Annotated in this window: 27 protein-coding genes and 1 pseudogene; 7 read left to right on the forward strand and 21 right to left on the reverse strand. The window is 67.3% G+C overall.

From position 1 onward, the window contains the following. Positions 1-113: 113 nt before the first annotated feature. Positions 114-311: a hypothetical protein gene (locus DPV74_RS08615; RefSeq protein WP_021157994.1), complete on the forward strand. Its 198-nt coding sequence runs from the start codon at positions 114-116 to the stop codon at positions 309-311. Continuing rightward, positions 308-1,705, forward strand: coding sequence for an ATP-dependent RNA helicase DbpA (gene dbpA, locus DPV74_RS08620; protein ID WP_027790019.1), 1,398 nt, complete (start codon positions 308-310; stop codon positions 1,703-1,705). The genes DPV74_RS08615 and dbpA overlap by 4 nt, the downstream gene beginning before the upstream one ends. A gap of 15 nt (positions 1,706-1,720) precedes the next feature. On the opposite strand, the gene DPV74_RS08625 is transcribed toward dbpA, so the two are convergent. Continuing rightward, positions 1,721-2,611, reverse strand: a complete 891-nt coding sequence (locus DPV74_RS08625; protein ID WP_119336993.1) for a LysR substrate-binding domain-containing protein — start codon at positions 2,609-2,611, stop codon at positions 1,721-1,723. A gap of 122 nt (positions 2,612-2,733) precedes the next feature. On the opposite strand from DPV74_RS08625, the gene hndA reads away from it, so the two are divergent. Next, positions 2,734-3,684, forward strand: coding sequence for a 2-hydroxy-1-naphthoic acid nonoxidative decarboxylase (gene hndA / locus DPV74_RS08630; protein ID WP_119336994.1), 951 nt, complete (start codon positions 2,734-2,736; stop codon positions 3,682-3,684). Positions 3,685-3,761: 77 nt separating this feature from the next. Here the strand turns inward: hndA and DPV74_RS08635 are convergent, their stop codons facing one another. The 17 genes from DPV74_RS08635 to DPV74_RS08715 form a co-directional block, all read right to left on the reverse strand. Continuing rightward, positions 3,762-4,664: a transporter gene (locus DPV74_RS08635; protein WP_119336995.1), complete on the reverse strand. Its 903-nt coding sequence runs from the start codon at positions 4,662-4,664 to the stop codon at positions 3,762-3,764. A 72-nt stretch (positions 4,665-4,736) separates the two neighbouring features. Next, the gene (locus tag DPV74_RS08640) at positions 4,737-5,558 is read right to left on the reverse strand and encodes an alpha/beta fold hydrolase (protein WP_119336996.1); all 822 of its coding nucleotides are present in this window, start codon (positions 5,556-5,558) and stop codon (positions 4,737-4,739) included. A gap of 36 nt (positions 5,559-5,594) precedes the next feature. After that, positions 5,595-5,786 (reverse strand): 2-hydroxymuconate tautomerase, encoded by a 192-nt coding sequence (locus DPV74_RS08645; protein WP_059684940.1) that lies wholly within the window; start codon positions 5,784-5,786, stop codon positions 5,595-5,597. Between the two features lie 14 nt (positions 5,787-5,800). Further along, a complete protein-coding gene (gene dmpH / locus DPV74_RS08650) occupies positions 5,801-6,589 on the reverse strand; it encodes a 2-oxo-3-hexenedioate decarboxylase (protein WP_060068268.1) in 789 nt (262 codons plus the stop codon). Then, a complete protein-coding gene (gene dmpG, locus DPV74_RS08655; RefSeq protein WP_059684937.1) occupies positions 6,586-7,632 on the reverse strand; it encodes a 4-hydroxy-2-oxovalerate aldolase in 1,047 nt (348 codons plus the stop codon). The genes dmpH and dmpG overlap by 4 nt, the downstream gene beginning before the upstream one ends. 40 nt (positions 7,633-7,672) lie before the next feature. Next, complete coding sequence (locus DPV74_RS08660; RefSeq protein ID WP_059684935.1) at positions 7,673-8,593, reverse strand: acetaldehyde dehydrogenase (acetylating); 921 nt, start codon at positions 8,591-8,593, stop codon at positions 7,673-7,675. Between the two features lie 40 nt (positions 8,594-8,633). After that, positions 8,634-9,416: a 2-oxopent-4-enoate hydratase gene (gene dmpE / locus DPV74_RS08665; RefSeq protein ID WP_059684934.1), complete on the reverse strand. Its 783-nt coding sequence runs from the start codon at positions 9,414-9,416 to the stop codon at positions 8,634-8,636. Between the two features lie 28 nt (positions 9,417-9,444). Then, on the reverse strand, positions 9,445-10,956 hold the full coding sequence (locus DPV74_RS08670; protein WP_205571900.1) for a 2-hydroxymuconic semialdehyde dehydrogenase: 1,512 nt from the start codon (positions 10,954-10,956) through the stop codon (positions 9,445-9,447). A gap of 68 nt (positions 10,957-11,024) precedes the next feature. Beyond that, positions 11,025-11,474 (reverse strand): heme-binding protein, encoded by a 450-nt coding sequence (locus DPV74_RS08675; protein ID WP_059684932.1) that lies wholly within the window; start codon positions 11,472-11,474, stop codon positions 11,025-11,027. A gap of 21 nt (positions 11,475-11,495) precedes the next feature. Further along, positions 11,496-12,440 (reverse strand): catechol 2,3-dioxygenase, encoded by a 945-nt coding sequence (locus DPV74_RS08680; RefSeq protein WP_059684930.1) that lies wholly within the window; start codon positions 12,438-12,440, stop codon positions 11,496-11,498. Positions 12,441-12,458: 18 nt separating this feature from the next. Beyond that, positions 12,459-12,815 carry a 2Fe-2S iron-sulfur cluster-binding protein gene (locus tag DPV74_RS08685; RefSeq protein ID WP_060083054.1) on the reverse strand — a complete coding sequence of 119 codons (357 nt, stop codon included), beginning with the start codon at positions 12,813-12,815 and terminating at the stop codon, positions 12,459-12,461. 1 nt (position 12,816) lies between these two features. Then, positions 12,817-13,881, reverse strand: a complete 1,065-nt coding sequence (locus DPV74_RS08690) for an NADH:ubiquinone reductase (Na(+)-transporting) subunit F (protein WP_060083053.1) — start codon at positions 13,879-13,881, stop codon at positions 12,817-12,819. Between the two features lie 25 nt (positions 13,882-13,906). Further along, positions 13,907-14,263, reverse strand: a complete 357-nt coding sequence (locus DPV74_RS08695; protein WP_060083052.1) for a phenol hydroxylase subunit P4 — start codon at positions 14,261-14,263, stop codon at positions 13,907-13,909. A gap of 69 nt (positions 14,264-14,332) precedes the next feature. Continuing rightward, positions 14,333-15,883 (reverse strand): aromatic/alkene/methane monooxygenase hydroxylase/oxygenase subunit alpha, encoded by a 1,551-nt coding sequence (locus tag DPV74_RS08700; protein ID WP_119336997.1) that lies wholly within the window; start codon positions 15,881-15,883, stop codon positions 14,333-14,335. A gap of 38 nt (positions 15,884-15,921) precedes the next feature. Next, the gene (locus DPV74_RS08705) at positions 15,922-16,191 is read right to left on the reverse strand and encodes an MmoB/DmpM family protein (protein ID WP_059684923.1); all 270 of its coding nucleotides are present in this window, start codon (positions 16,189-16,191) and stop codon (positions 15,922-15,924) included. Between the two features lie 35 nt (positions 16,192-16,226). Next, positions 16,227-17,222: a phenol hydroxylase gene (locus DPV74_RS08710; RefSeq protein ID WP_060318425.1), complete on the reverse strand. Its 996-nt coding sequence runs from the start codon at positions 17,220-17,222 to the stop codon at positions 16,227-16,229. Positions 17,223-17,238: 16 nt separating this feature from the next. Further along, entirely contained in the window at positions 17,239-17,571 is a 333-nt protein-coding gene (locus DPV74_RS08715; protein ID WP_226113246.1) for a phenol hydroxylase subunit, read from the reverse strand. Between the two features lie 184 nt (positions 17,572-17,755). Between DPV74_RS08715 and DPV74_RS08720 the strand changes: the two genes are divergently transcribed. Together DPV74_RS08720 and DPV74_RS08725 are read left to right on the forward strand one after the other, a co-directional pair. After that, positions 17,756-19,444 carry a sigma-54-dependent Fis family transcriptional regulator gene (locus tag DPV74_RS08720; RefSeq protein ID WP_059695183.1) on the forward strand — a complete coding sequence of 563 codons (1,689 nt, stop codon included), beginning with the start codon at positions 17,756-17,758 and terminating at the stop codon, positions 19,442-19,444. A 1-nt stretch (position 19,445) separates the two neighbouring features. Next, positions 19,446-20,186 carry a GntR family transcriptional regulator gene (locus DPV74_RS08725; RefSeq protein WP_059695181.1) on the forward strand — a complete coding sequence of 247 codons (741 nt, stop codon included), beginning with the start codon at positions 19,446-19,448 and terminating at the stop codon, positions 20,184-20,186. Between the two features lie 24 nt (positions 20,187-20,210). Here DPV74_RS08725 and DPV74_RS08730 read toward each other — a convergent pair whose 3' ends face one another. After that, positions 20,211-21,035, reverse strand: coding sequence for a phosphate/phosphite/phosphonate ABC transporter substrate-binding protein (locus DPV74_RS08730; protein ID WP_119336998.1), 825 nt, complete (start codon positions 21,033-21,035; stop codon positions 20,211-20,213). Between the two features lie 242 nt (positions 21,036-21,277). Between DPV74_RS08730 and DPV74_RS08735 the strand changes: the two genes are divergently transcribed. Both DPV74_RS08735 and DPV74_RS08740 read left to right on the forward strand, forming a co-directional pair. Beyond that, on the forward strand, positions 21,278-22,303 hold the full coding sequence (locus DPV74_RS08735) for a fatty acid desaturase (protein ID WP_119336999.1): 1,026 nt from the start codon (positions 21,278-21,280) through the stop codon (positions 22,301-22,303). Positions 22,304-22,542: 239 nt separating this feature from the next. After that, complete coding sequence (locus DPV74_RS08740) at positions 22,543-23,745, forward strand: benzoate/H(+) symporter BenE family transporter (RefSeq protein WP_060083049.1); 1,203 nt, start codon at positions 22,543-22,545, stop codon at positions 23,743-23,745. A gap of 34 nt (positions 23,746-23,779) precedes the next feature. On the opposite strand, the gene DPV74_RS08745 is transcribed toward DPV74_RS08740, so the two are convergent. Beyond that, positions 23,780-24,667 (reverse strand): NAD(P)H-binding protein, encoded by an 888-nt coding sequence (locus DPV74_RS08745; protein WP_119337000.1) that lies wholly within the window; start codon positions 24,665-24,667, stop codon positions 23,780-23,782. Between the two features lie 591 nt (positions 24,668-25,258). After that, positions 25,259-25,468 (reverse strand): annotated as a pseudogene (locus DPV74_RS08750) (conjugal transfer protein TraG); the annotation flags it as partial. Between the last annotated feature and the right edge of the window lie 163 nt (positions 25,469-25,631).

Genomic DNA, 25,631 nt, shown 5'->3' on the forward strand with positions numbered 1-25,631 from the left:
GACGCGGTCCACGCGACCGCCGGTGCGGCCCGCGCCCGAGCCGCGCGAGCGCCGCACCTCGTTGCCGCGCCCGCCGGGCGCGCCATCAACCGAATTCAGCTGGAGAAAAATCCGTGTTTACCTGCCGAAACCAGAGCTGCGGCACGCAGTGGGAACAGTCCGACGTCGTCATCAAGGACGAAGGCCAGGGGCTGCTGTTCCGCTGCCCGCTGTGCGGCGCCCGCAACTACCTCGAGCGCTTCGAGGACGATGAAGGCAACGTCGCCTACGAACAGATGGAAGGCAAGCCTTACCTCGGAGACCTCGAATGACCCAGCCGACCGCCACGCCCTTCAGCGCGCTGCCGCTGACGCCGGCCACGCTCGCCAACCTCGCCCAGCTCGGTTATGTCGACATGACGCCGATCCAGGCCGCGAGCCTGCCGGTCGCGCTGGCCGGCCAGGACCTGATCGCGCAGGCGAAGACGGGCAGCGGCAAGACCGCCGCGTTCTCGCTCGCGCTGCTGGCCCGCCTCGACGCGCGCCGCTTCGACGTGCAGGCGATGATCCTGTGCCCGACGCGCGAACTCGCCGACCAGGTCGCGCAGGAAGTGCGCCGCCTCGCGCGCGCCGAGGAGAACGTGAAGGTGCTGACGCTCTGCGGCGGCACGCCGATGCGCCCGCAGGCGCAGAGCCTCGAGCACGGCGCGCACATCGTCGTCGGCACGCCGGGCCGCATCATGGATCACCTCGATCGCGGCAACCTGAAGCTCGACGCGCTGAACACGCTGGTGCTCGACGAAGCCGACCGGATGCTCGACATGGGCTTCTTCGACGACATCGCGAAGGTCGCGCGGATGTGCCCGACCACGCGCCAGACGCTGCTGTTCTCCGCGACCTATCCGGACGGCATCGTCAAGCTGAGCCAACAGTTCCTGCGCAATCCGAAGGAAGTGAAGCTCGAGGAGCGTCACGACAACAGCAAGATCCGCCAGCGTTTCTATGAAGTAACGGAGAACGAGCGTCTGCATGCGGTCGGCCAGTTGCTGAACCATTACCGGCCGGTGAGCACGATCGCGTTCTGCAACACGAAGCAGCAGTGCCGCGACCTGCTCGACGTGCTGCACGCGCAGGGCTTCCACGCGCTCGCGCTGCACGGCGAGCTCGACCAGCGCGAGCGCGACCAGGTGCTGATCCAGTTCGCGAACCGCAGTTGCTCGGTGCTGGTGGCGACCGACGTCGCCGCGCGCGGGCTCGACATCGCGCAGCTCGAAGCCGTGATCAACGTCGACGTGACGCCCGATCCCGAAGTGCACGTGCACCGCATCGGCCGGACGGGCCGCGCGGATCAGGACGGTTGGGCGCTGAGCCTCGCGAGCATGGACGAGATGGGCCGCGTCGGTGCGATCGAGCAGGCGCAGAAGCGTGACGTCGAATGGCATCCGCTCGCGGAACTGAAGCCGGCCGACGACGGCGTGCTGACGCCGCCGATGGAAACGCTGCAGATCCTCGGCGGACGCAAGGACAAGATCCGCCCGGGCGACGTGCTCGGCGCGCTGACCGGCGACGCCGGGTTCGACGGCAAGCAGATCGGCAAGATCAACGTGACCGAGTTCTCGACCTATGTCGCGATCGAGCGCGGCGTCGCGCGCGACGCGCTGCGCAAGCTCAATGCGGGGAAGATCAAGGGCAAGCGGGTCAAGGTCCGGTTGATGGACGAGGAGTAAGCCCCGCGCGCGCCGCTACCCCTGCGCGGCGCGCTCGCCCAGCATCGTCAGGTACTGCTGTACCGCCCCCCATTCCGCGCCGAGCCGGCTGAGCGCGACGAGCTCCGACCGCGGTGTATCGCCGGCAAGCTTCCGGTACACGACGTTCGGCGCCGCGATCCGGCTGAGCGGCGCCGGCACGATCGACACGCCCAGGCCGGCCCCCGTCAGCGCCAGCACCGACAGCGTGCTGCTCACCTGGTGCGCGATGCGCGGCTCGCGCCCGAGCACCTGGCACAGGATCGCCAGTTGCCCTTCATCGTCGCCGTCGGCCGCATACAGGATGAACGGTTCGTCCGCGAGCGCGGCAACGCTCACCGAGCGCCGCTTCGCGAACGGATGCCGATCGCTCATCACGACTTCCCACGACCAGCTGCCGACCGTCCGCACGGCCAGTTTCGCGTCGAAGGCCACGCCGAACGCCGGGCAATAGCCGATGTCGAGCCGGCCCGCGAGAATCGCATCCTGCTGCGCGGCCGGCGCCATTTCGTGCAGGTCGAGCACCACGCCCGGCCAGGTCGCGTGAAACTCGGTCAGATCGTGGGACAGCCGCCCCGTCGCGACCGCATTCCCGACGAAACCGATCCGCACGATGCCCGTCTCGCCGCGCGCCGCGCGCTGGACCAGCGTCTTCGCGCGCTCGGCCTGCTCGAGCGTGCGCTGCGCCTCGATCACCAGCAGCCGGCCGGCATCCGTCAGCGCGACCTTGCGCGTGCTGCGCTCGAACAGCGGCGTGCCCAGTTCCTCCTCGAGCGCGCGGATCTGCTGGCTCAACGCGGGCTGCACGATATGCAGCCGCTCCGCCGCGCGACCGAAGTGCCCTTCCTCGGCAACCGCGAGAAAGTAGCGCAAATGACGAAGATCCATGGGGCCGATTAATCACTCAAAACGATCAATATCGAAATTTAATCTATTGGATTGAAAAATCAAGCGCGCGCATCCTGACGGCCAGACGCTGCACCGCAGCGCACCTTCACAGGAGCCGCATCATGTCCGACCGCAACCGCATCGATGTACACCAGCATGTCGTCCCGCCGTTCTGGGCCGCCGCCCTGCCCGCCCACGGCGGCGACCCGTCCGGCTGGGGCAGCCCGACGTGGAGCCCGGAAAGCGCCATCGCATTCATGGATTCGCTGGAGATCCAGACCGGCGTGCTGTCGTTGACCGCGCCGGGCGTACAGGGCTGGAACGGCCAGGCGAAGTGCGACATGGCACGCCAGGTGAACGAGTACGTCGCCGGCCTCGTCGCGAAATGGCCGACCCGCTTCGGAAACTTCGCGACGCTGCCGCTGCCCGACGTCGACGGCACGCTCGCCGAAATCGACCACGCTTTCGACGCGCTGAAGGCCGACGGCGTCGTGCTGCTCAGCAACTACGGCGGCACCTATCTCGGCGATGCGGCATTCGAACCCGTGTGGGCCGCGCTCGACCGTCGCCACGCGGTGGTGTTCATCCACCCGGCCAAGCCCGCGATCGACGTGCTGCCCGGCATGCCCGGCCCGCTGCTCGACTACCCGTTCGACACGACGCGCACCGCGCTGCAGCTCGTCCTCAACGGCGTGATCACGCGCCACCCGAACGTGCGCATCATCCTGTCGCATGCCGGCGGCTTCCTGCCGTACACCGCGTACCGCTTCGCCGAACTCGCGCCGGGCGTGCGCAACGACGTGCCGGATCGCGACGGGCTGCTCGACCTGCTGCGCTCGTTCTACTTCGATACCGCGCTGTCGTCGCCGTCAGCGCTGCCGAGCCTCACCGCGTTCGCGCAACCCGATCGCGTGCTGTACGGCAGCGACTTCCCGTACGCGCCGCCGTCGGTCAGCACGTCGTTCACCCATGCGCAGGATGCGTATGCGGCGCTGAGCGCCGACCGGCATGCCGCGCTCAACCGTGCGAACGCGCTGCCGCTGTTCCCGCGTCTCGCCGCGCTCGCGCGGTAACGCGCGATGAAGCGGCGCGTGACGCGCGGCGATGGCGGCATCACGCGTGCAACCGATGGCCGGCCCACGCCGTCAGATCAGAACGGAATGACGGCCTTCGCCCACACGGCCTCGCCGGCCGGCCGGTTGCGGACGAAAAACTCCTTCACGATGCGCGCTTCCACGCTGATCTTGCTGAACTGATAGCGAACCCCCGGCCCGATCGCGAACGCCTGCCCGCGAAACCCGTCGCCCGCGACCGGCTGGCCGTTCTGCATGTCGTCGGTGGTCTGCTTGACGAAGTAGCCCGACAGCCCGACCCGCACCTTCGGTGTCACTGCATAGCTCGCCGAATAGTCGACGTGAAACAGGTTCCCCGAGTGGTAATGCGTGTCGTTGTTCGGCGAGTTGAAGCTGTACGTGATCTTCGCGGATACCTCGACCTTGTCGTTCGGCAGCCACGACACGCCAAATACCGGCCGCGCGGTGTAGTAGTTCCTGCCCGTGTTCAGCGCGGATTGCGCGTCGTACTGCCCGGTCGGGAACACGAACTCGACCGCCGCGACGGTGCGCAACGCGCCCGAGCCCCATGCGATCAGCGCGGGACTGACGATCAGGTCTCCGAGGTTGGTGCGGTCGAACGACGCGCCGCCCGCGTCGAGCGCAAGATGCTGCATCGGCAGTACCGCATACGCGCCGTAGCGCCCGCCGAGCACCGACAGGTTCGACATCCAGACCACGCGCGGAATCAGCACGTCCGCATCGAGCTTGAAGCCCGGCACCGAGCCGTTGCCGTGCGAATCGTTGAAGCGCGATGCATGGTAGTGCGTGTAGTACAGCAACGCGTACAGCCCGGCCGGCGGCAGCGCGCCGGCGAAGAACGCTTCCGCGCCCTCGCCGATCGTGTCGCCGCCGCCCTCCGTCGCGCGTGCGCCGGTGCTCAGCGCCATGCCCGCGCAAGCCGCGAGCGAGACCAGTCCGAATGCAGCCTTTCGTTTCATCGATGTCTCCAATCTTCGTTCTACTGATTTGATTTATTGTGGTCGTCCTGCGCTGCCTGCCCTGCCGATGCGTTACTCGTTGAAGTGGTCGATCACGAGCCGGTTGAAGCGCGCGGCATGCTCGATCTGCGTCCAGTGCCCGCAGCGGCCGAACACGTGCAGCTGCGCGTTCGGCAGCCATTCCATCAGCTTCAGCGAACTCTCGAGCGGAATCACGCGGTCCTCGCGGCCGTGCACGATCAGCGTGTCATGCGTCAGCGCACGCAACTGCGTCTCGTCGCTCGAGAGCGCATCGACCCAGCGCTGGCGCGGCGCGGGAAACATGTTCGCGAACGCTTCCTGGTAGCCGGGCCGCACGCTCGCGTCGTAGCGCAGCTTCGCGAGCTCGTCGTTCACGAGCGTGCGATCGAACGCGAAGATGTCCAGCAGCGCGCGCATGTTCGCGATCGACGGCGTGTAACCCCACACCACGTCAAGCCCTTCGGTCAGCGTGAAGCGCGTGCCGGCGGCGCCCATCAGCACGAGCTTGCCGACCCGCTCCGGCGCGCGGATCGCGAGTGCCAGCGCGAGCGCGCCGCCGAACGAATTGCCGACCACGTGCGCGCGCTCGACGTCGAGCGCATCGAGCAAGCCCAACGCGTGATCGACCCAGTGCGCCATCGAATAACGGTATCCGGCCGGGCGTTCGGTTTCGCCGAAGCCGGCCATGTCCGGCGCGATCACGCGGAACTGCCGCGCAAGCGCCGGCATCGTGAGCCGCCAGTTCGCATAGGCCGTGACACCGGGCCCCGAGCCGTGGATCAGAAGCACGGGCGGGCCGTCGCCGACGTCGTGATAATTCGTGTCGATGCCGCCGGCGACGATCCGGCGGCCGATTTCAGGATTGGATGACATGACGCTCCCCCAGTCGATTCATGTAGGCGCGGCGCATCAGCGCCCGCGCTGCTTCGCGCTCTGCCCGCCGATCCCGAAATGCGCCTTCGGCATCTCGGTGATGATCACGCGCACCGATTCGACCGGTGCGTCGAGCGAGCGATGGATGGCTTCGGTGACCTCGGCGATCAGGCGTTCCTTCTTGTCGTCGCTGCGGCCTTCCAGGATGTACAGATGAGCAACCGGCACGATCGGCCTCCCCGTCAGATGAAACGCAGGCCGACCGACCCGATGTCCTGCACGCGCAGCGTCACGCTGTCGCCGGCCGCGACAGCCACCGCCTCGGTGATGCCGCCCGACAGGATCAGGCTGCCCGCCGGAATCGATTCGCCGCGCGCGCCGAGATGGTTCGCGAGCATCGCGATCGCGGCGGCCGGATGCCCGAGCACGGCCGCGCCCGCACCGAACGCGACCGGCAGCCCGTTCTTCTCGAGCACGACGCCGAGCGTGCGCAGATCGACGCCGTCCACCGGCAACGGGCGCCCACCCGCCACGAAGCGCGCGGCCGACGTGTTGTCGGCCACCACACTCTTCAGGTCGAACTTGAAGTCGCGGTAACGGCTGTCGATCACCTCGATGCCGGCGATGACGAAATCCGTCGCGGCGAGCACCGCACCGATGTGGCAACCGGGGCCTTTCAGCTCGGCCTTCGTCACGAACGCGATCTCGGGCTCCACCTTCGGGTGAATCAGCGCGGACGTGTCGCACTCGCCGCCGTCGGGCAGGTCGTAGAGATCGGTGAGGAAGCCGAACACGGGCGTATCGACGCCCATCTGGCGCATCTTCGCGTGCGAGGTCAGGCCGGCCTTGTAGCCGACGATCCGTGCGCCGCGCGCGAGCTGCCGGCGTCGGATCGCGTCCTGGACCGCGTATGCGTCGTCCCAGTCCATTTCCGGATGCCGGTCGGTGATCTTCGGCGTGTCGCGTGCTTCGCGCATGCAGTCGTCGAGATGCGCGGCAAGCGATTCGACGGTCTCGTTGGTCAGGTTCATGCAGCCTCCCGCTTCGCTTGCGCCGCGCGCGCCTTCGCGAGCGTCAATGCCGTGTCTTCGATCATGTCTTCCTGGCCGCCGACCATCCCGCGCCTGCCCAGCTCGACGAGGATGTCGCGCGCCGGGATCCCGTACTTGTCGCCCGCACGCTTCGCGAACAGCAGGAACGACCCGTAAACGCCCGCATAACCGAGCGTCAGTGCATCGCGATCGACGCGGATCGGGAAATCCATCATCGGCACGACGAGATCCTCGGCGACGTCCTGGATCTTCCACACGTCGACGCCGGTCTCGATGCCCATCCGCTCGCACACGGCGACGAACACTTCGAGCGGCGTGTTGCCGGCGCCGGCGCCGAGGCCGGCCGCCGCGCCGTCGATCCGGTTAGCGCCGGCCTCGATCGCCGCGATCGAGTTCGCGACGCCCATCGCGAGGTTGTGGTGGCCATGAAAGCCGAGTTCGGTATCCGGCTGCAGCGCGTCGCGCACCGCGGCGAGGCGCGCCTTCACGTCGTCGGGCAGCATGTAGCCGGCCGAATCGGTGATGTAGATGCAGTTCGCGCCGTACGACTCCATCAGCTTCGCCTGCTTCACGAGCCCTTCCGGGCTGTTCATGTGGCTCATCATCAGGAAGCCGACGGTATCCATGCCGAGCTTGCGCGCCATCGCGATGTGCTGCTCGGACACATCGGCCTCGGTGCAGTGCGTCGCGACGCGGATCGTCTGCACGCCGAGCGCATGCGCCTCCTTCAGGTGATCGACGGTGCCGATGCCCGGCAGCAGCAGCGCCGACACCTTCGCGCGCTTCAGCAGCGGGATCACCGCGCCGAGGTATTCGGCATCGGTGTGCGCGGGGAAGCCGTAATTGACCGACGAGCCGCCGAGCCCGTCGCCGTGCGTGACTTCGATCAGCGGCACGCCGGCCGCATCGAGCCCGGTCGCGACCGCGCGCATCTGGTCGAGCGTCATCCGGTGACGCTTCGGGTGCATGCCGTCACGCAGCGTCATGTCGTGGACGGTGATTCGCTTGCCTTTGAGATTCATTGCCGTTTCCTTGTTCGTCCGGTCATGGGAGAAGCGCGCGTCAGGCTGCCTGCGCAACCGGCTGGAGCGCGAGGCGGCCGGCCAGCAGTTCCTCGGCGAACATCTCGGCGGTGCGCGCGGCGGCGGCCGTCATGATGTCGAGGTTGCCCGCGTATTTCGGCAGGTAGTCGCCGAGGCCTTCGACCTCGAGGTAGATCGACACGCGGTTGCCGTCGAACACCGGCCCGTTGACGATCCGGTAGCCCGGCACGTAGCGCTGCACGTCGGCGATCATCGCGTGCACCGATTCGACGATGCGCGCTTCGTCGGGCGCGCTCTCCGTCAGGCAATGCACGGTGTCGCGCATGATCAGCGGCGGATCGGCCGGGTTGATCACGATGATCGCCTTGCCGGCCTGCGCGCCGCCGACCTGCGCGACCGCCGCCGCCGTCGTGCGCGTGAATTCGTCGATGTTCTTGCGCGTGCCGGGGCCGACCGAGCGCGACGACACGGTCGCGACGATCTCGCCGTACGCGACCGGCTGCACGCGGGACACCGCGCGCACCATCGGGATCGTCGCCTGGCCGCCGCAGGTGACCATGTTGACGTTCATCTCGCCGGAGCCGATGTGATCCTTCAGGTTCACGGGCGGCACGCAGTACGGGCCGATCGCGGCCGGCGTCAGGTCGATCATCAGCACGCCGAGCGCGTTGAGCTTGCGGCTGTTCTCCGCGTGGACGTACGCGCTCGTCGCGTCGAACGCGATCTGCACGCCGTCGGCCTGCACGTGCGGCAGCAGGCCGTCGACGCCTTCCGCGGTCGTCTTCAGCCCGAGTTCGCGCGCCCGCTTCAGGCCGTCTGAATCGGGATCGATGCCGACCATCCAGACGGGTTCGAGCACGGGGCTGCGCATGAGTTTGGCGAGCAGGTCGGTGCCGATGTTGCCGGGGCCGATCAGCGCGCAACGGATCTTTCGGGTCATGGGGATGTCCTCGTTTGCGATTGAATGGAAACGGCGCCGCTCACGCGAACCGCACCGAACACGCGCCGATCCCGCCGATCGACACGCGGAAGTTGTCGCCGGGCCCGGCCGGCGCCATCGCGGCGAGTGCGCCGGACAGGATCACCTCGCCGGCCTTCAGCGGAATGCCGAGGCGGCCGAGCGTATTGGCGAGCCACGCGACGGCGTTCACCGGCGAACCGAGCGCGGCCGCGCCGGCGCCGGTGCCGATCACGTCGCCGTTCTTCTCGAGCACCATCCCGCAGGTCGAGAGATCGACGCGGCGCGTGCTCACCGCCTGGTCGCCGAGCACGAACACGCCGCACGACGCGTTGTCGGCCACCGTGTCGCCGATGCGGATCTTCCAGTCGCGAATGCGCGAATCGACGATCTCGAAGCACGGCATCACGCATTCGGTCGCGGCCAGCACCATCGCGTTCGTCACGCCGGGGCCGAGCAGGTCGCGCTTCAGCACGAACGCGATCTCGCCTTCGGCCTTCGGCTGAATCAGCGTGTCGAGTGCGATGCATTCGCCCTCGCCGACCACCATGCCCGACAGCAGGTAGCCGAAATCGGGCTGGTACACGCCGAGCATGTCCATCACGGCTTTCGACGTGACGCCGATCTTCTTGCCGACGACGGTCTCGCCGGCGTCCAGGCGGCGCTGCACGAAGCGCTGCTGGATCCGGTACGCGTCGTCGATCGACAGATCCTCGTGCTGCGACGTCAGCGGCGCGACGGGCATGCGCGACGTCATCGCGTCGTACAGCCGGTCGCCCAGCGTGGTAATCAATGTGGAGTCCATAAGCGTTTTCCGGTCGGTAACGGGGGGATCAAAGCTTGATGCAGACGTTGCGGAGTTCCGTGTAGAACTCGAGCGAATGCACGCCGCCTTCGCGGCCGATGCCCGATTGCTTCGCACCGCCGAATGCGGTGCGAAGGTCGCGCAGGAACCACGAGTTGACCCACGCGATGCCGACGTCGATCGACGCGGCGACGCGATGCGCGCGGGCCAGGCTGGTCGTCCAGATCGCGGTCGACAGCCCGTACACGTTCGCATTCGCGCGGCCGATCACCTCGGCTTCAGAGTCGAACGGCATCACGAGCGTGCACGGGCCGAAGATTTCCTCGCGCGCGATCGGCGAATCGTCACCGAGGCCGGTCCAGATCGTCGGCTGTACCCATGCGCCGCCGCGCAGGTCGTCCGGCAGGTCGGGCACGCCGCCGCCCGTCACGACCGTCGCGCCGAGTTCGGTCGCCTTGCGGTAGTACGACAGCACCTTGTCGCGGTGTTCCTGGCTGATCAACGGGCCGATGCCGGTCGTGTCCGCTTCCGGGCGGCCCGGCCGCAGCGCCTCGGCGCCTGCCTTCAGCGCGGCGACGAAACGCTCGAACAGCGGGCGCTCGACGTACACGCGCTCCGTGCCGAGACACACCTGCCCGGCATTCGCGAAGCACGAGCGCAACGTGCCCTCGACGGCCGCGTCGAAGTCGCAATCGGCGAACACGATCGCCGCGTTCTTGCCGCCCATCTCGAGGCTGACGGGCCGCGCGCCGTCGGCGGCCGCCTTCATGATCGCCGCACCGGTGCGCGTCTCGCCGGTGAACGTGATCGCGTTCACGCCGGGATGGGTCGTCAGGAATTCGCCGGCTGAATCGGGCCCGAAACCGTGCACGACGTTGTAGACACCGCGCGGCACGCCCGCCGAGTTCATCACTTCGCCGAGCAGCGCGGCCGTCTGCGGCGTTTCCTCCGACGGCTTCACGACCACGGTGTTGCCGCACGCGAGTGCCGGCCCGACCTTCCACGTCATCAGCAGCAACGGCAGGTTCCACGGGCAGATCACGCCGACCACGCCGACCGGGCGGCGAATCGCGTAGTTGAGCGCGCCCGCGCCGTCCGGCGTCGCCATTTCGAAGGTTTCGCCCGGCACGTTCTTCACGATGTCGGCGAACACCTTGAAGTTCGCGGCGCCGCGCGGGATGTCGATATGGCTCGCGAGGCTCACCGGCTTGCCGGTGTCGGCCACTTCGGCCTCGAGAAAATCGTCGAAGCGGCGCGTGATGCCATCGGCTACCGCGTACAGGATCTCGACGCGCTGTGCGACCGTGATGCCGCCCCACGGCCCCGACAGCGCCGCGCGCGCCGCGTGGACGGCCGCGTCGACGTCGGCGCGGCTCGCTTCGGCCACGCGCGCGATCACCGCGTTGTCGAGCGGCGAGCGCTTGTCGAACCAGCGTTCTCCGGCGCGATAGCTGCCGTCGATGAAATTGCGGACGAGCCGCACGTCCGGCTGCCCGCCGGCGGGGCCGCGCGTCGCGGCGATGGGTTCGGTGTCGTACATGATGTGTCTGTCGAGTGTCTTGAATCCGTGATCCGGTGGGTTCGTTCCGCGCGTTCGCGTGCCGTGCGTCATCGCGCGCGGAAGCCGGCGGCAGCGAGGCCCGCGTGCGCGCACTGTTCGTCCTGCGCCTCGCTGCCGCCCGACACGCCGATGCCGCCGATCCGCGCGCCGTCGTCGTCGATCGGCAAGCCGCCGCCGAACGCGACGAAGCGTGCACGCAAGACGAGCCCCTGCCGCACCGCGTCCGAATGCGTGGCCAGCGCGTCGTGCCAGCCGCCGGTCGGCACGCCGAAACTCGCGGCCGTGTACGCCTTGTCGATCGCGATGTCGATCGAATGCAGCGGCGCACCGGGCATCCGCACGAAGGCCGCGAGCAGCCCCGCCGCATCGACCACCGCGACGTTCACGCGCACGCCGAGCCGTTCGGCCGCTTCTGCCGCCGCGTGCGCGGCGCGCGCGGCGGCCGGCCAGTCGATCGTGCGCAACGCGACGCTGCGGGTCGAATCATTCCGTGCCATGACGCTGTGCTCCTTCGCGGGTCAGGTGTAGACGGTCGTGAACGCTTCGTTCAGCTCGCCGGAGTGGAAGAAGATCCCGCGCCCGAGTTCGTCCTCGGTCCATGTCGTGACCGGGCGATCGGGTTGCGCGAGATAGCCGAGCCCCGCGAAGGTTTCGTTGCGGTTGCCGCTCGGATCGAAGAAGTAGATGGTCGTGCCGCGCGTGATGCCGTGCCGCGTGGGCGCGACGTCGATCTTCACCTTGTTCTTCGCCATTACGTCGGCCGACTTCAGCACGTCGGCCCAGTCGTCGAGGAAGAACGCGATGTGATGCAGGCCGTTGCGCGGGCCGCCGACGAACGCGATGTCGTGCGGCGTCGAGCTGCGGAACATCCACGTCGCGGCGCGAATCGTGTTGCCCGGGCCGACCATCACCTGCTCGGCCAGATGGAAGTCGAGGCACTCGGCCATGAAGCGCGTGTTCTCCTCGACACGGTTCACGCCGGTCTCGGGATTCAGCTCGCACATCAGCAGGCAATGGTCGAGCCAGTGCACGGCCGAGCCCGGAATGTCGTCGGGCCAAGGATCGGGATTCAGCGAACCGACGGCCGTGCCGACCTGCTCCTTCTGCGCGAACAGGCGCAATTCATGCCCGCTCGGCAGCAGGAACCGCAGCTGGCGGCCCATGGCCGGCAACGCGCCTTCCGGCAGCATCTCGGTCTTGATCCCGTACGCGTCGATCCGCTGCCGCAGCGTGTCGAGGTCGGCATCGCGCTCGACCTTGTAGGCCGCATGCTTGAGCCCAGCCTGGTCGGACGGCGACAGGATCAGCGAATAGCGGTCCCATTCGTCCCAGCATTTCAGGTAGACATTGCCGGCCGCGTCGCGCATCGTCTCCTGCATGCCGAGCACGCGTATGTAATGACGCAGCGCTGCTTCCATGTCCATCACCTTCAGATTGACATGACCAATACGCATCACACTCATGGTGAGTCTCCTCCTTGGTTACTTGTTGAGTTCCGGCGTCCCGGCACAGGCCGATCCGCAGAAAAACGGCTTCTTCAGCCGGCCGGCCACTTCCAGTTCGACGTCGCCGTCGGCCGTCACGCGGCACGCGAGCGCATAACCGTCGTCCTCCTCCTCGGCGCTCACGTGCGCGCGGCTGACCGGTCCGAGCTTGCGCACCGCGCCGCGCAGCACGCGCACCTTGCACACGCCGCACCCGCCGTTCAGGCAGCCGACCGGGATGCCGCGCCGGCCGAGCTTCGCCATGCCGGCCAGCAGCGATTCGCCGGCGCCGCATGCGTAGCGCTCGTCGGTCTGCGCGATCGTCACCGTCGCGCACACGCGGCCCGCGTCCACGTCACACCCGCCGGAACAGCGGGCTGCGCGTCTGCTGCGCGTCGGCCGCCGAAATGAACTTCTCGTGATAGATGTCGCGCTCGAACAGGCGCCCCTGCATCAGCGCGGTGATGCACGCGTCGATCATCGCGGGCGGTCCGCACAGGTAGGCTTGATGGCCGGAGAAGTCGCCGTCGAAATGCGCCTTCGCGACGTCGTGCACGAAGCCGTTCGCGACGCCGTCACCCGCGTCCGGTGCGCCTTCCGACAGCGCCGGCACGTACGTGAAATTCGGGTAGCGTTCGGCCAGCGCGCGGAATTCGTCGTGGTAATAAAGCTCCTTCGCGTTGCGCTGGCCATAGATCAGCGTGATCGGCGCGGTAACGCCGCTCGCGAGCAGGTCGGCGATCATCGAGCGCGGGCTCGACAGCCCGGAGCCGCCGGCCATGAAGATCATCGGCAGCGCGGCCGAGCGGCGCACGAAGAAACGGCCGTACGGGCCCGACAGCCGCACGCGGTCGCCGGTCGCCAGCTGCTCGTGCAGGTAACCGGTGCCCAGGCCGCCCGGCACCTGACGCACGTTCAGCTCGATCTCGTCGGTGGCGGCCACATCCGCCGGTGCGTTCGCGATCGAGAACGCGCGGCTCTGCCCGAGCCCGGGGATTTCGAGCTGCACGTACTGGCCGGCCTGGAAATGGATCGGCTGCGACAGCTTCAGGCGGATCGACTTGATGGTCGGCGTGAGCTGCTCGATGCGCGTGACGTCGGCCGCGAAGTCCTTGACCGGGATGATCTCCGCGTCGGGCTCCTCGTCGACGTCGGCCTCGATCACGGTGTCGGCCTGCAGCGTCGCGCAGCATGCGAGCGCCTTGCCTTCCTCGCGCTCGAAATCCATCAGCGCGAACGGGTTCGCGTCGCCAAGATCGGTCTCGCCGTCGAGCACGGCGACCTTGCAGGTGCCGCACAGGCCGTGACAGCACGCGTGCGGAATGTAGATGCCCTGGCGCAGCGCGGCATCGAGCATCGTCTGTCCTTCCTCGACCTCGATCGTGACGCCCAGCGGCTCGATGGTAAGTTGGTGGCTCATGATGGTTCGCTCGTCCGCGTGGCGGTCAGAAGCTCGCGCCGCCGAGGCCGTCGAGGCCCGGCGTGCGGAAGCTGATCAGGTCCTTGTGCCCGAGGCCGTTGCCGGCGAGGCTCTGCGCGGGATCCGGCGTCCACGGCTCACCGGAGCGGAACCACTCGACGCGATCCCAGTCGATCTTCGCGAAATCCGGGTGGTAGCCGTAGACGGGCGGCAGCACGTCGCGCGTGAGCGCGCCGAACGGCAGGTCGGGCGGCAACGGCAGGCAGAACGGCGCCGGGAACATCAGGTGGTCTTCCCAGCACACGTAGAGCAGCGGCGCCGGGAACTTCCCGACCGCGTCCTTCACCGGGAAGTCGTAGGGTTTGAGCGCGATGACGGCCATGTTTGTCTCCAGTCGGCCGGCGTTCGCGCCTTCGCGCGTGCGCCGGTCTCGTTCAAGGTTGCGTATTGATCAGTTGCTCGTGACCTGGCCGCGCCAGGCCGCGAAGTTCTTCTGGTCTTCCGAGCCGTCGAAATCGAGGTTGTCGCGGCCCATCTGCACCGCGTAGTAGTCGAGCACCGCGGCGAGCGGATCGAAGCCTTCCGCCGTCGGGTCCGCATCGGGCGGGAAGCAGTTGCCCTGATGGATCTGGTGCACCGGCAGCCAGGCCTGCACGTACTTCTGCGGCTCGTGATCGAAGATTTCCTTGCAGTGATCGCTGCAGAAATGGAACTTGTTGCCGAGGTAATCCGATTCGCGCGCGCCGATCTTGCGTGCGTTGCCGGGCTCGGTGAACAGCATCGGGATCTGGCAGGTCTGGCACAGCATCGGCAGCGTCTTCATGTAGAAGCGGTTGCCGGCCTTCGCCTGCTCGCCCCAGTAATCGAAGCGCGGGCGGTAGTAGCGGTCGAACGAATCCGGATACTTCGCGGACAGCCACGCCATCTCGTCCTCGCCCGGCACCCACGTATGGAATGCGGACGCCGCGTTGAAGCCGTAGAACGTCGACCATGCCTGGTGGCTAATGTGGTCCTTGCCTTCGCATGCGTCCTGCCAGCCCTTCGGCTCGCGAATGCCGTAGCGCGCGAGATCCTTGAACAGCGCGCCGCCGTTCTGCTCCGCGTACATCTCCCACGATTCGCGCCAGCTCATCACGCGCTTCGGCTGCATGTAGTCCATCATCATCGCGACGAGCGTCAGCAGCCGGTAGCCGCGCCAGAACCACTTGTCGATCCAGCGCTGCACGATCGGCACGTTGTCGGGATCCTGTTCGAGCAGGAACTTGATGCACTCGATGCCGAGCGTCATGTGACGCGATTCGTCCGATTGCGCGGAGAAGCCGAACGTGACGGTCGACATGTCGCCGTTGTACGCGGCGCCCGACATGAACGGCACGAACAGCAGGTTCGTCAGCACGTATTCGAACGAGAAGCTCACGGCGGTCAGGAATTCGAACGGCCCCGACGAATACGCATCCTCGAAGAACGACTTCGGCACCGACAGGTACCAGACGCGATCGAACCAGTGGTTCGAGTGATGGAACCCGTTGAAGAACCTGTTGTACGTCGACATCGCGTGCGTTTCGGTCTGGTAGTGCCGCAGCTCGTCGATCGACTGCATCTGGCACGCGATGCGCGCGCCCTCGCCGGTGAAATGCCGGCCGACGTGCGCGAAGCCGCGGTGCGCGAGGTATTCGAGCGGCGTCACGCCCTGGATGAACAGCTTCAGCGCATTGATGTAGCGCGCGTCCGTCACGCCGAGGAACGCGTTGTTCTGCGTGAACGCGTCGATCACCGCGTACAGTTTCTTTTCCTTCTCGCCCTGGTATTTCCAGTACGCGTCCATCGTCAGGCGGAACGGGTCGACCCACTTGTCCCAGTCGTGGATCTTGATGCCCTCGTAGCGGTCGTACGGGAATACCTTGTCCATCGGCTGGTAGGTCGTTTCCCAGCCGAGGCCGCGCGTCATCGCCGCGTAGCGGTCCTTCAGGCCGAGCTTTTTCTTGAGCGTAGGCGTATCCATTCGTGTCTCCGGTGTTGTCGGTGCGCGGTGCGCGGCGTTCAGTGCGACCAGCTCAGCGTGAACTGGTCGTCGTCCTCGTCGATGTGGCCCGACAGCGTGATCAGGTTCACCTGCAGCTGCTGCAGGTCGAAGCGCGTGCCGGTCAGTTCCTCGATCGTTTCGCGGCGGATCGTCAGGCGGTCCGGCGAATCGATCTTGACCATGCCGGGCGACTCGACCACCGTCGCGAGCGGGTTGTCCGCGACGATCGCCTCGACGATCGGTCTGGACTCCTCATTTGCCTGGAAGGCGATGAATACGTTGGACATGCTGGTTTCCCTGTTTGAGTGATTGACGCCCGTCGTCAGAACGCGATGCCGAGCTTCGCGATGCGCGCATGGAACAGCTCGCGCACTTCGTCGAGCGCCGCGCGACCGTCGTCCCGCAACGCCAGCGCCGCCACCGGCGCGAGCGCCGCATCGGCCCGGGCGGACCAGTCGCGCGTCCAGCGGGCAAGCAGTGCGCGGTTGTCGTCCGATTCGGCCGCCATCGTTTTCACGACCGCGTCGATCCAGCGGTTCGATTCCGTGTGCCATTCGGGCATGAACGCGGTCAGCATCGCGACGGCCGAGCCGCCCGCGAGCGCGATCCGTTCATCGACGAAGCGGTCGTATATGAGCGGATAAAGCAGCCCGTCGAGCGCGAGGTTCTGCGCGACGAACAGCTCGACCGGATCGGCGACGACCAGCGTGTCCTCGACGTAGCGGCGCAGCGGCTGCCACGCGGCGCCGGTCAGCCATGCCGCCTTGGCCGTATCGAGCGTGTCGGGCTCGGCCATCGCAAGCGCGAGACGCGTGAGGTACTGCGCGACGCCGAGGTTGTCCATCGCATGGAACATCGCGGGGGCGGTGAATGCCGTGCCGTAGCCGAGCGCGCAGACCTGCGCGTTGTTCATGTTCGCGCCCCACGCCGCGTGGCGCAGCGGCACCAGCACGTCGAGCGCGTGCGCAGCGACGTCGTCGCGCATCAGGCCGATCATCCGGCGCGATTCGACGAACTCGAAGTTCGCTTCCATCGTGTCCTGCTGGCGCGCCCGCGCGGTTGCCCACGACGCGTAGTAGAACTGGCGCGGGTCCTTCAGCGCATACCAGTCCGCCATCCGGATCGCCGAGCGCGACGCGTCGAAGATCTCGTGATCGGGGTCCCACGTCGGCCGGTAATGGAAGTTCGCCTGGGGCTGCGCGCCCATCATGCCTTCCTGGTAGCGCGTCGCCGTCCTGTCGCCGCCGATGTGCTGCGCGACGTGCGCAAAGGTGTGCCGGAGCGGCTTGATGTCGACTGTCTTCAGCTCGATGGTCACTTCTTGCTCCTCAAGGTCATGGGTTCGCTTCGACGTCCAGCCGCGTGACCTGCTGTTCGCGGCAGAACGCGTCGAAGGCGGCAGGAGGCAACGTCAGCTCGACGCACAGCTCCGGCGCGCCGCCGATCGACAGCTCGAATTCGACGAAGCCGCGTGAGTTCGTGCCGGTCACGCGGACGCACTTGCGGCCCGGGTCGAGCGGAGAAAGATCGGTGTCGGGTGGATTCATGTTCGGTGTCGCCTCCATGCCGTCCTTCAATGCAGCATCCGTGCCACACTCGGCCGGCTTGGCAAAAAATCTCGATAATTCAGGGAAAGCCCTGACGTAAAGTTTGAATTCGAGATCCACAATGGCGGTTAACCAGAACGCGATCCGCGCCCGGACTATCGCGCCGAACCCCTGATCAGACGGACTCCTTCATCATTTGATCAATCCGGTTTCGCGCATTTGATCAAATGATCAACCCGTCACGTGTCCCGGGGCGCGGCTTGCGGAAATTTCGAAAATCACGAGAAATCTCGACGGAGGAGACATGACGCGGCCCAGCCTGCCCCCCTTGCCGCCAGACACCGACCTGCGCAAGCTGATCCATTTTTCGGCGAGCGACGGCCGCATCTGGCTCGCCGGACAGCGGATGGTGCTGCTCCATGCCGGCGCGCTGGCGACGCTGCGCCAGGAACTGATGGAAAGCGTCGGCCCGGCGCAGACGCGGCGATTCTTCACGCGCGTCGGCTTTGCCGCTGGCGAACGGGACGCCGCGCTCGCGCGCGAGATCCGCAGCGGCGCATCGCTGTTCGACATGTTTCATGTCGGCCCGCAGTTGCACATGCTCGAAGGCGCGGTGCAGGTCACGCCGCTGCGTTTCGAAGCGGACCCTGCGACCGGTGCGTTCTATTGCGAGTACCGGTGGGAGCATTCCTGGGAAGCCGACGTGCACCGCCGCACGTTCGGCCCGCAGCCCGAGCCCGTGTGCTGGATGCTGATCGGCTATGCGACCGGCTATACGAGCGCGTTCATCGGCCGGACCATCCTGTTCAAGGAAACGTCCTGTGTCGGCATGCACGATCCGCACTGCACGATCGTCGGCAAGCCCGCCGACGAATGGCCCGATGCAGAGGAAATCTCGTCGTGGTTCAAGGCCGATTCGCTGATCAATACGATCCGCGACCTGCAGACCGAGGTCGAATCGCTGCGCCTCGAAATCGCGCCCGACGACAGCCGGACGAAGCTCGTCGGGCGCTCCGATGCGTTTCGCGCCGCATACGCGCTGCTCGAAACGGCCGCGCCGACCAAGGTCGCCGTGCTGCTCACCGGCGAGACGGGCGTCGGCAAGGAACGGTTCGCCCGCGCGCTGCACAGCCTCAGCCCGCGCGCCGCGAAGCCGTTCGTCGCGATCAACTGCGCGGCGATTCCGCACGCACTGATCGAATCGGAACTGTTCGGCGCGGAGAAGGGTGCGTTCACGGGCTCGCAGGCCACGCGCGCCGGGCGCTTCGAGCGCGCGAACGGCGGCACGCTGTTCCTCGACGAGATCGGCGAACTGCCGCTCGACGTGCAGGCCAAGCTGCTGCGCGTGCTTCAGGAGGGCGAAGTCGAGCGGCTCGGCGCGACGGAAGGCAGGAAGGTCGACGTGCGCGTCGTCGCGGCGACCAACCGCGACCTCGAACAGGCCGTGCGCGACGGCACCTTTCGCGCGGACCTCTATTACCGGATCAACGTCTACCCGGTGCTGATCCCGCCGCTGCGCGACCGGCAGGACGATATCGCGCTGCTCGCCGACGCGATGCTCGAACGCTTCGCGTCGCTGCACGGCAAGCCGGCGCCCACGCTGACCGACTATGCGTACGACACGCTGCGCGGCTACCGGTGGCCCGGCAACGTGCGCGAGCTCGAGAACCTGATCGAGCGCGCGGTGATCCTGTCGCGCCCGAACCGGCCGGTCGACGCGAAGGACCTGTTCCCCGGCGTCGGGCTGCCCGGCGGCGCGACGGTCGACCGTGCGGGGCAGATTCGCCCGGCGGCCGCGCTGTCGATCGACTGCGCGACGCTGCTCGACCAGTTGCAGGGCGGCGGCGGACTCGACGGCCTCGAGCGCGCGCTGCTGCATGAAGCCGTCGACCGCGCGAACGGCAACCTGTCGGCCGCCGCACGCCTGCTCGGCGTGACACGCGCGCAGCTCAGCTACCGCCTCAATCGCAAACACGATCAGGAGGACGCCTGACATGAACACCATCCTGCCCGCGCCCCCGTTCACCGACACGCTGCCCGACGACGCGTCGGCGACCGACGATACCGTCGAGCCGCATGCCCGCACGCTCAGCGAGCATGCATACCATCAGCTGCGCCAGCACATCGTCGAAGGCCACTACCCGCCGGGCGCGAAGCTGCGCGTCGAGCATCTGAAGAACGTGTACGGCGTCGGCGCCGGCACGCTGCGCGAAGCGCTCACGCGGCTCGTCAGCGATGCGCTGGTCGTCGCCGAAGGGCAGCGCGGCTTTCGCGTGACGCCGATGTCGGTCGACGATCTCGAAGCGATCACACGGCTGCGCATCCACATCGAGGTCGATGCATTGCGCGAATCCGTGCGACGCGGCGACGACGCATGGGAACAGCGCGTACGCCAGAGCTTCGAGATGCTGTCGGCGTGGGAACAACCGGTGTCGATCGCGCACCGGACCGCGTGGGAAGCCTGCAACCGGCGCTTTCACGAAGCGCTGATCTCGGCCGCCGCGACGCCGTGGACCTACCTGATCCTGCGGATGCTCTCGCAGCAAAGCGAACGGTACCGGCGCGTGTGCATTGGGCTCGGCGATTCGAAGCGCGACGTGCATGCGGAACATGCGTGCCTGTTCGACGCCGCGATGCGGCGCGCCGATGCGCGCGCGGCGCTCGCGCTCGAGGACCATATCGGCACGACGCTCGCGGTGGTGCGCAACGCGCCGCCCGGCACGCTGCCGTTCTAGCGCTTCACGGCATGCTGGCGGCGCTCAGGCCAGTTCGGGATAACCGTGCGCGGCCGCGTCCTGCGCGAACCGTGCAATCGCGTCGTAGTCGGCCGGCAGCAGCCGTTCGAAGCCCTTCAGCCGCAGCACGCGCGCCCGTTGCGCGTCGGCGGCCGCCGCGCGATCGAGTGCGTCCTGCAACGCGCCGACCTGTGTTTCCGGCAGCGCGCGCGACGCGATGAACGGCAATCCCGGCGCGGAAGCCGTCGTACCGATGACCCGGATGTCCTTCAGCAAATCGGGCAACGCGTCGCGGATATAAGCAAACGTCACGCAGTCAATCGCCCCGCAATCGGCATCGCCCGACGCCAGCGCACGCAGCACGTTCACGTGAGAGCCAAACGGCGTGACCGACCCGAAGAAATGCCCGTCATGCGCATGCGGCGCGACCGCGTGCCTGAATGCGTTCATCCCGCTGTGTGAATCGTCGCCGTTGAGTGCGGCGCGCAGCCCGCGACAGGCGGCGAGCGTCGTCGTGCCGCCCGCGTGCACGCGCGCCGACACGACCAGCACGCTGCTGTAGCGCGCCCCGTCGCAGCCGTCCGCGTCGAAAGCGGGCGTCGCGATCAAACGCACGACGTCGCGCAACCCGAGCATCCGGTACGGGTAGCCGCAGGTCTGCGACAGCAGCAGATCGTCGCGCCGCCACAGCGCATGCAGGTCGTCGAGCGGCGCATCGGGCAGCGCTACGCCGGCAGGGCCGCCCGCCTTCGCGAACGCGTCGAGCGCATCGCGCAACAACGCGCGCCACAGGGCGGCGTGGCGCGGCGTCACGTTGTACATCGGCAGTACTGCGATCCATGGGTTCATGCGGGCATTCTACGCACCGGCGGCGGCCCCGATGCTTATCGGTCTCGTCGCGATAAGCAAATGCGAATCGATTGGTTGGCGCGGCAGCGCTGCCCCGGTACCGTTCGAAGGCCTGCCGGCGCTGCCATCTTGCGCAATGCCGGACAGGCCGACCGTGATCCGCGAGACACCTGCGCACCGGGCCGAGCGCACCGGTTCCATCGCTCGTTCCCCGCACTGCCCGATCCATCCGCCTCAACGCCATGGCCGAATACTTCGACGTCGATCACGCGCGCGCGATTGCCGCGCTCGGCGCCCGCTTCACCGCCCGCACCGAGTGGCCGACCTGGCTGCTGGTCGCCGTCATCTACGGCGGCTGGCTGGCCGTGCTGCTGCTCGTGCGCGACGGGCACCTGTCGCTCGCGGCCGCTACGCCGCCGCTGATCCTGCTCGGCGCATGGCACCTGTCGCTGCAGCACGAACTGCTGCACGGCCATCCGACGCGTTCCGCGTCCGTGAACAAGCTGCTCGGCTATCCGCCGCTGACGGTCTGGTATCCGTACACGCTGTATCGCGACACGCACCTCGACCATCACCGCGACGAAGACCTGACCGTGCCGGGCGTCGATCCCGAAACGAACTACGTAACGCGCGAACGCTGGGCGCGGCTGCCGCGCTGGCGTCGCGCGCTGACGGTCGCGCGCAAGACTTTCATCGGACGAATCGTCGTGGGGCCGCCGCTCGCCGTCGCCGCGACGGTCGCCGATGCGGTCGCCAGGTTCCGGCGCGGCGACTTCCGCCATCTGCCGATGTGGATCATGCACGCCGCCTGCGTGGTCGTGCTGCTCGCATGGCTGCAACGCGAGATCGGCGTGCCGTGGTGGTACTACCTGCTGGCCGTCACGTGGCCCGCGCTGTCGCTCGCGATGATCCGCTCGCTGTACGAGCACCGCGCCGCGCGGCACCCGAAGGCGCGCATCACGATCAACGAGGCCGGCTTCGCGATGCGGCTGCTGTACCTGAACAACAACTACCACCTCGTTCATCACGACCTGCCGAAACTGCCGTGGTACGACCTGCCGCGCGCGTACCGGATGCGGCGCGACGCATATGCGAAGAAATGCGGCGGCTTCGTGATCCGCGGCGGGTATCGCGCGTTGCTCGCGCGCCATGCGTGGACGCCGACCGATACGCCCGTGCATCCGTTCGACCAGGGCACGGCGTCGCTGTCGACGGGGAGCGGGGTGAAGGTGGCGGTGGTCGACGAGGTGCTGCAGGTCAGTACGTGACGTGCGGCGGAGCCGCACTGCTTCGTGAAGCAGCCCAATTCAGCGGCGCGGGCGTCAGGCCGTACGGCCGGCGATTCGTCCGCCGCGCCGCATTTTTCTTACGAAATGCCGACGACACCGCTCGTGCCCGCGCATTGCCAATTGCGCCGCCAATGTCCAGAATGGCGGCTCGTCCGGGGCTTCCAACAATCATTCGCCCCGGCTCTGCCCCCGGCCACGCGCCGCACGCCCCCACGACGATGCAATCGAACACCCCGCCCGGCGCAATCCGCGCGATCGGCAACGACTGGTCCGTTTCCGCGATCACTGCGGGCTTTCTCGCGGTCCTGATTTCCTACGCGGGCCCGCTCGCGATTTTCTTCCAGGCGTCGCAGGCAGCGCACGTGTCCAATGAAATGGTGTCGTCGTGGGTCTGGGCGATCTCGATCGGCGCGGGCATCTCGGGCCTGTTCGCGAGCTGGAAGCTGAAGGTGCCGGTCGTCACCGCGTGGTCGGCACCCGGCACCGCGCTGCTCGTCGGCCTGTTTCCGCAACTGACGCTCAACCAGGCCGTCGGCGCCTACATCACGGCCGCGCTGATCATCCTGCTGATCGGCGTGACCGGCTATTTCGACCGGCTCGTGCGTCACATTCCGCGCGGCATCGCGTGCGGGATGATGGCCGGCATCCTGCTGCCGTTCGGCACGCACGCGTTCGCCGCCGCATCGGAGCAGCCCGCGCTCGCGTTCGGGATGATCGCGGCCTACGTGATCTTCAAGCGCCTGCTGCCGCGCTACAGCATCGTGCTCGTGCTGCTGACGGGCGCCGCGCTCGCGACGGCGCTCGGGATGACGCATCTCGGCAACGTATCGCCGAGCATCGCGCACCCGATCTTCATCGCGCCCGAATGGACGCTCGGCACGACGCTGAGCCTCGCGCTGCCGCTCGTCGTCGTCAGCCTCACCGGCCAGTTCCTGCCGGGCATGACGATCCTGCGCGTGTCCGGCTATCACACGCCCGCGCGCCCGATCATCACGGCGACCAGCGTGATGTCGCTCGTGGTCGCGTGCTTCGGCGGGATCACGATCGTCGTCGCCGCGATCACCGCGGCGCTGTGCACCGGCAAGGACGCGCACGAGGATGCGGGCCGGCGCTACGTCGCCGGGCTCGCGAACGGTGCGTTCTACCTGGTCGGCGGGCTCTTCGCGGGCACGATCGTCACGGTGTTCTTCGCGCTGCCGAAGGCGTTCGTCGCGATCCTCGCGGGGCTTGCGCTGATCGGCGCGATCGGCGCGAACGTGCACGGGATCTTCGAGGACGAGAATCACCGCGAGGCGTCGGTGATCACGTTCCTCGCGACCGCGTCGGGCATGACGTGGCTCGGGCTCGGTTCCGCGTTCTGGGGGATCGTGATCGGATCGCTTTCGTATGCGGTACTGAACAAGGTGCGGCGACAGGCGTGATGCGCAACACGCGCAACGCTCGCCGCCGCGTCGATCAGCGCGCGTGCTGGCGCAACAGCTGCGCAAGTGCATCGGCCGGCGCCGTCGTCCCGTAAAGCCGCTCCGATACGCCCTCCTCGACGTCGATCTGTCCGGCGTTGTGCACGTCGTAGAGATCGACGATCAACTGTGCATGGCGTTCGCTGAGGCCCGCGCGCAGCAGCGTCGCGGCCCAGGTGTCGCGCGGCAGTTCATGCGCGACGATGGCACGGCCGGCCGCCACGCCGAGCGTATCCGCAATGGTCGTCACGCTCACCCGCTGCGGCCCTTCGACGCTGACGATGCGCGGCCCGTTGCCGCCCTCGGGCGCATCGAGCAGCAACCGCGCCGCGACGACGCCCACATCGGGCGCCCAGACCGTCGGGAACACCTTGCCGACCGGATGGTGGAAGCTCGGCAGCACGCCGGTGCCGAGCGCGACCGGCAGCACGCGCGCCCAGTTCTGCAGATGCTCGGCCGAACGTAGCAGCGTCAATTGCGTCGGGATCGTTCTCAGCCGTTCCTCGAGGTAATGGAACAGACGCGTGATGCCCGTGTTGCCTTCGCGCTCCGCGCCGTAATCCGACAGGGCGAGTAGCGCAGGCGGCGGGTTTGCGGCGAGTGCGGCGGTGGCGACGTCGATCGTCCGCATCATCGTCGCGGCCGGATCGGGGTCGGCGACGGGTACCGGGCACAGTATCTGTACGGCCTGTGCGCCGTCGATCGCAGATGCGACCGCGTTCTCGTCCGTCAGTTCGGCGATCACGACATCGCAGCCAAGCTGCGCGAAGCGTTCACGATGGCGTGCGTCGCGCAACACCGCGCGCACGGGATGGCCGGCGTTGCGCAAGGTCGTCACGGTCGACTGGCCGACGTTGCCTGATGCTCCGAAGATCACGAACACGGTTCGCTCCTGGGGGGATGAAGGTGGGGTGATTGTCGGGTTGGAGAGCCAGGGTGTCGGACACAAACGGATGAATCGGACAGAAATGGACGAACGATTCAATGTTTGACGGTTCCCGGCTGGATTTCAGTGGAGCTCGAAGGCGACCGAGGCCTACCTGACCGATATCAAGCCGGTGTTTGCTGGCAGTTCATACCGCACCAAAGAGTCCCGCATCCGAAAGTACCTCGCTCCCAGGCTGGACGGCCTGTGCATGGACGAGATTGGCCCCAATCTGATTCGTCCCATTCTGGAGGGATGCAAGGCACACGGGGCCTGGGCAGGCATTCATGTGCAAGGCAACTTGTCGGCCCTCTTCGAGTTCGCCGTGATTCGTGGCTTGGCTGAAGGCAATCCGATTCCTGGATTGCGTGGGTTGCTGCGCGCGCCCGTCAGCCAAAGCAGGCCGTCACGACTCGTGTGCAAATTCCAGGCCTTCTATCAAAAAGCTGCAGAGCTATCTGCGGCTATCCGGAAACATGCCTGAGCCTGAAGCTCATCACCCTGACGGCTTGCCGACCTGGCCAAGCGGCCGATGCTGAATGGGATGAGTCGATTTCGTGGATAGCCACCGCCGGGCACCTGCGCCAGCCCCGCATCGCGGGTGCTGCCGTAGGACCATGCGACGCGCGGCGTGCTGGAGCGATAGCTGTCGTGGTAGCCGGCCGTGTTCGTGAACATGCGTGAGCCGATCCAGGTCACGTCGTGCATCTGTGCCTCGTCAAGCTGGGGACGCTGCATGAACAGCTTGAACCGAGGCGGTGCGGATGGGCGAGCAGGAATAGGAATTGGCTGGGTGCCTATTGTTGGACGAGGGGCGCGCCTTGCTCCATATGTGGAACCGACTACCTTGCTGGGGCAGACAGTAATCCCGTGCCGCGACGGTCGCCACGAAGCCATATCCAGCGGTTTGCATACCAAATTG

This window comes from Burkholderia sp. HAN2018 (assembly GCF_024704855.1).
Lineage (GTDB): Bacteria > Pseudomonadota > Gammaproteobacteria > Burkholderiales > Burkholderiaceae > Burkholderia > Burkholderia cepacia.

Excerpts from the sequence above, each read along its gene's own strand:
- dbpA (WP_027790019.1), top strand. The coding sequence starts at position 308 with ATGACCCAGCCGACCGCCACGCCCTTCAGCGCGCTGCCGCTGACGCCG.
- DPV74_RS08625 (WP_119336993.1), bottom strand. The coding sequence starts at position 2,611 with ATGGATCTTCGTCATTTGCGCTACTTTCTCGCGGTTGCCGAGGAAGGG.
- hndA (WP_119336994.1), top strand. The coding sequence starts at position 2,734 with ATGTCCGACCGCAACCGCATCGATGTACACCAGCATGTCGTCCCGCCG.
- DPV74_RS08635 (WP_119336995.1), bottom strand. The coding sequence starts at position 4,664 with ATGAAACGAAAGGCTGCATTCGGACTGGTCTCGCTCGCGGCTTGCGCG.
- DPV74_RS08640 (WP_119336996.1), bottom strand. The coding sequence starts at position 5,558 with ATGTCATCCAATCCTGAAATCGGCCGCCGGATCGTCGCCGGCGGCATC.
- dmpH (WP_060068268.1), bottom strand. The coding sequence starts at position 6,589 with ATGAACCTGACCAACGAGACCGTCGAATCGCTTGCCGCGCATCTCGAC.
- dmpG (WP_059684937.1), bottom strand. The coding sequence starts at position 7,632 with ATGAATCTCAAAGGCAAGCGAATCACCGTCCACGACATGACGCTGCGT.
- DPV74_RS08660 (WP_059684935.1), bottom strand. The coding sequence starts at position 8,593 with ATGACCCGAAAGATCCGTTGCGCGCTGATCGGCCCCGGCAACATCGGC.
- dmpE (WP_059684934.1), bottom strand. The coding sequence starts at position 9,416 with ATGGACTCCACATTGATTACCACGCTGGGCGACCGGCTGTACGACGCG.
- DPV74_RS08670 (WP_205571900.1), bottom strand. The coding sequence starts at position 10,956 with ATGTACGACACCGAACCCATCGCCGCGACGCGCGGCCCCGCCGGCGGG.
- DPV74_RS08675 (WP_059684932.1), bottom strand. The coding sequence starts at position 11,474 with ATGGCACGGAATGATTCGACCCGCAGCGTCGCGTTGCGCACGATCGAC.
- DPV74_RS08680 (WP_059684930.1), bottom strand. The coding sequence starts at position 12,440 with ATGAGTGTGATGCGTATTGGTCATGTCAATCTGAAGGTGATGGACATG.
- DPV74_RS08690 (WP_060083053.1), bottom strand. The coding sequence starts at position 13,881 with ATGAGCCACCAACTTACCATCGAGCCGCTGGGCGTCACGATCGAGGTC.
- DPV74_RS08695 (WP_060083052.1), bottom strand. The coding sequence starts at position 14,263 with ATGGCCGTCATCGCGCTCAAACCCTACGACTTCCCGGTGAAGGACGCG.
- DPV74_RS08700 (WP_119336997.1), bottom strand. The coding sequence starts at position 15,883 with ATGGATACGCCTACGCTCAAGAAAAAGCTCGGCCTGAAGGACCGCTAC.
- DPV74_RS08705 (WP_059684923.1), bottom strand. The coding sequence starts at position 16,191 with ATGTCCAACGTATTCATCGCCTTCCAGGCAAATGAGGAGTCCAGACCG.
- DPV74_RS08720 (WP_059695183.1), top strand. The coding sequence starts at position 17,756 with ATGACGCGGCCCAGCCTGCCCCCCTTGCCGCCAGACACCGACCTGCGC.
- DPV74_RS08725 (WP_059695181.1), top strand. The coding sequence starts at position 19,446 with ATGAACACCATCCTGCCCGCGCCCCCGTTCACCGACACGCTGCCCGAC.
- DPV74_RS08730 (WP_119336998.1), bottom strand. The coding sequence starts at position 21,035 with ATGAACCCATGGATCGCAGTACTGCCGATGTACAACGTGACGCCGCGC.
- DPV74_RS08735 (WP_119336999.1), top strand. The coding sequence starts at position 21,278 with ATGGCCGAATACTTCGACGTCGATCACGCGCGCGCGATTGCCGCGCTC.
- DPV74_RS08740 (WP_060083049.1), top strand. The coding sequence starts at position 22,543 with ATGCAATCGAACACCCCGCCCGGCGCAATCCGCGCGATCGGCAACGAC.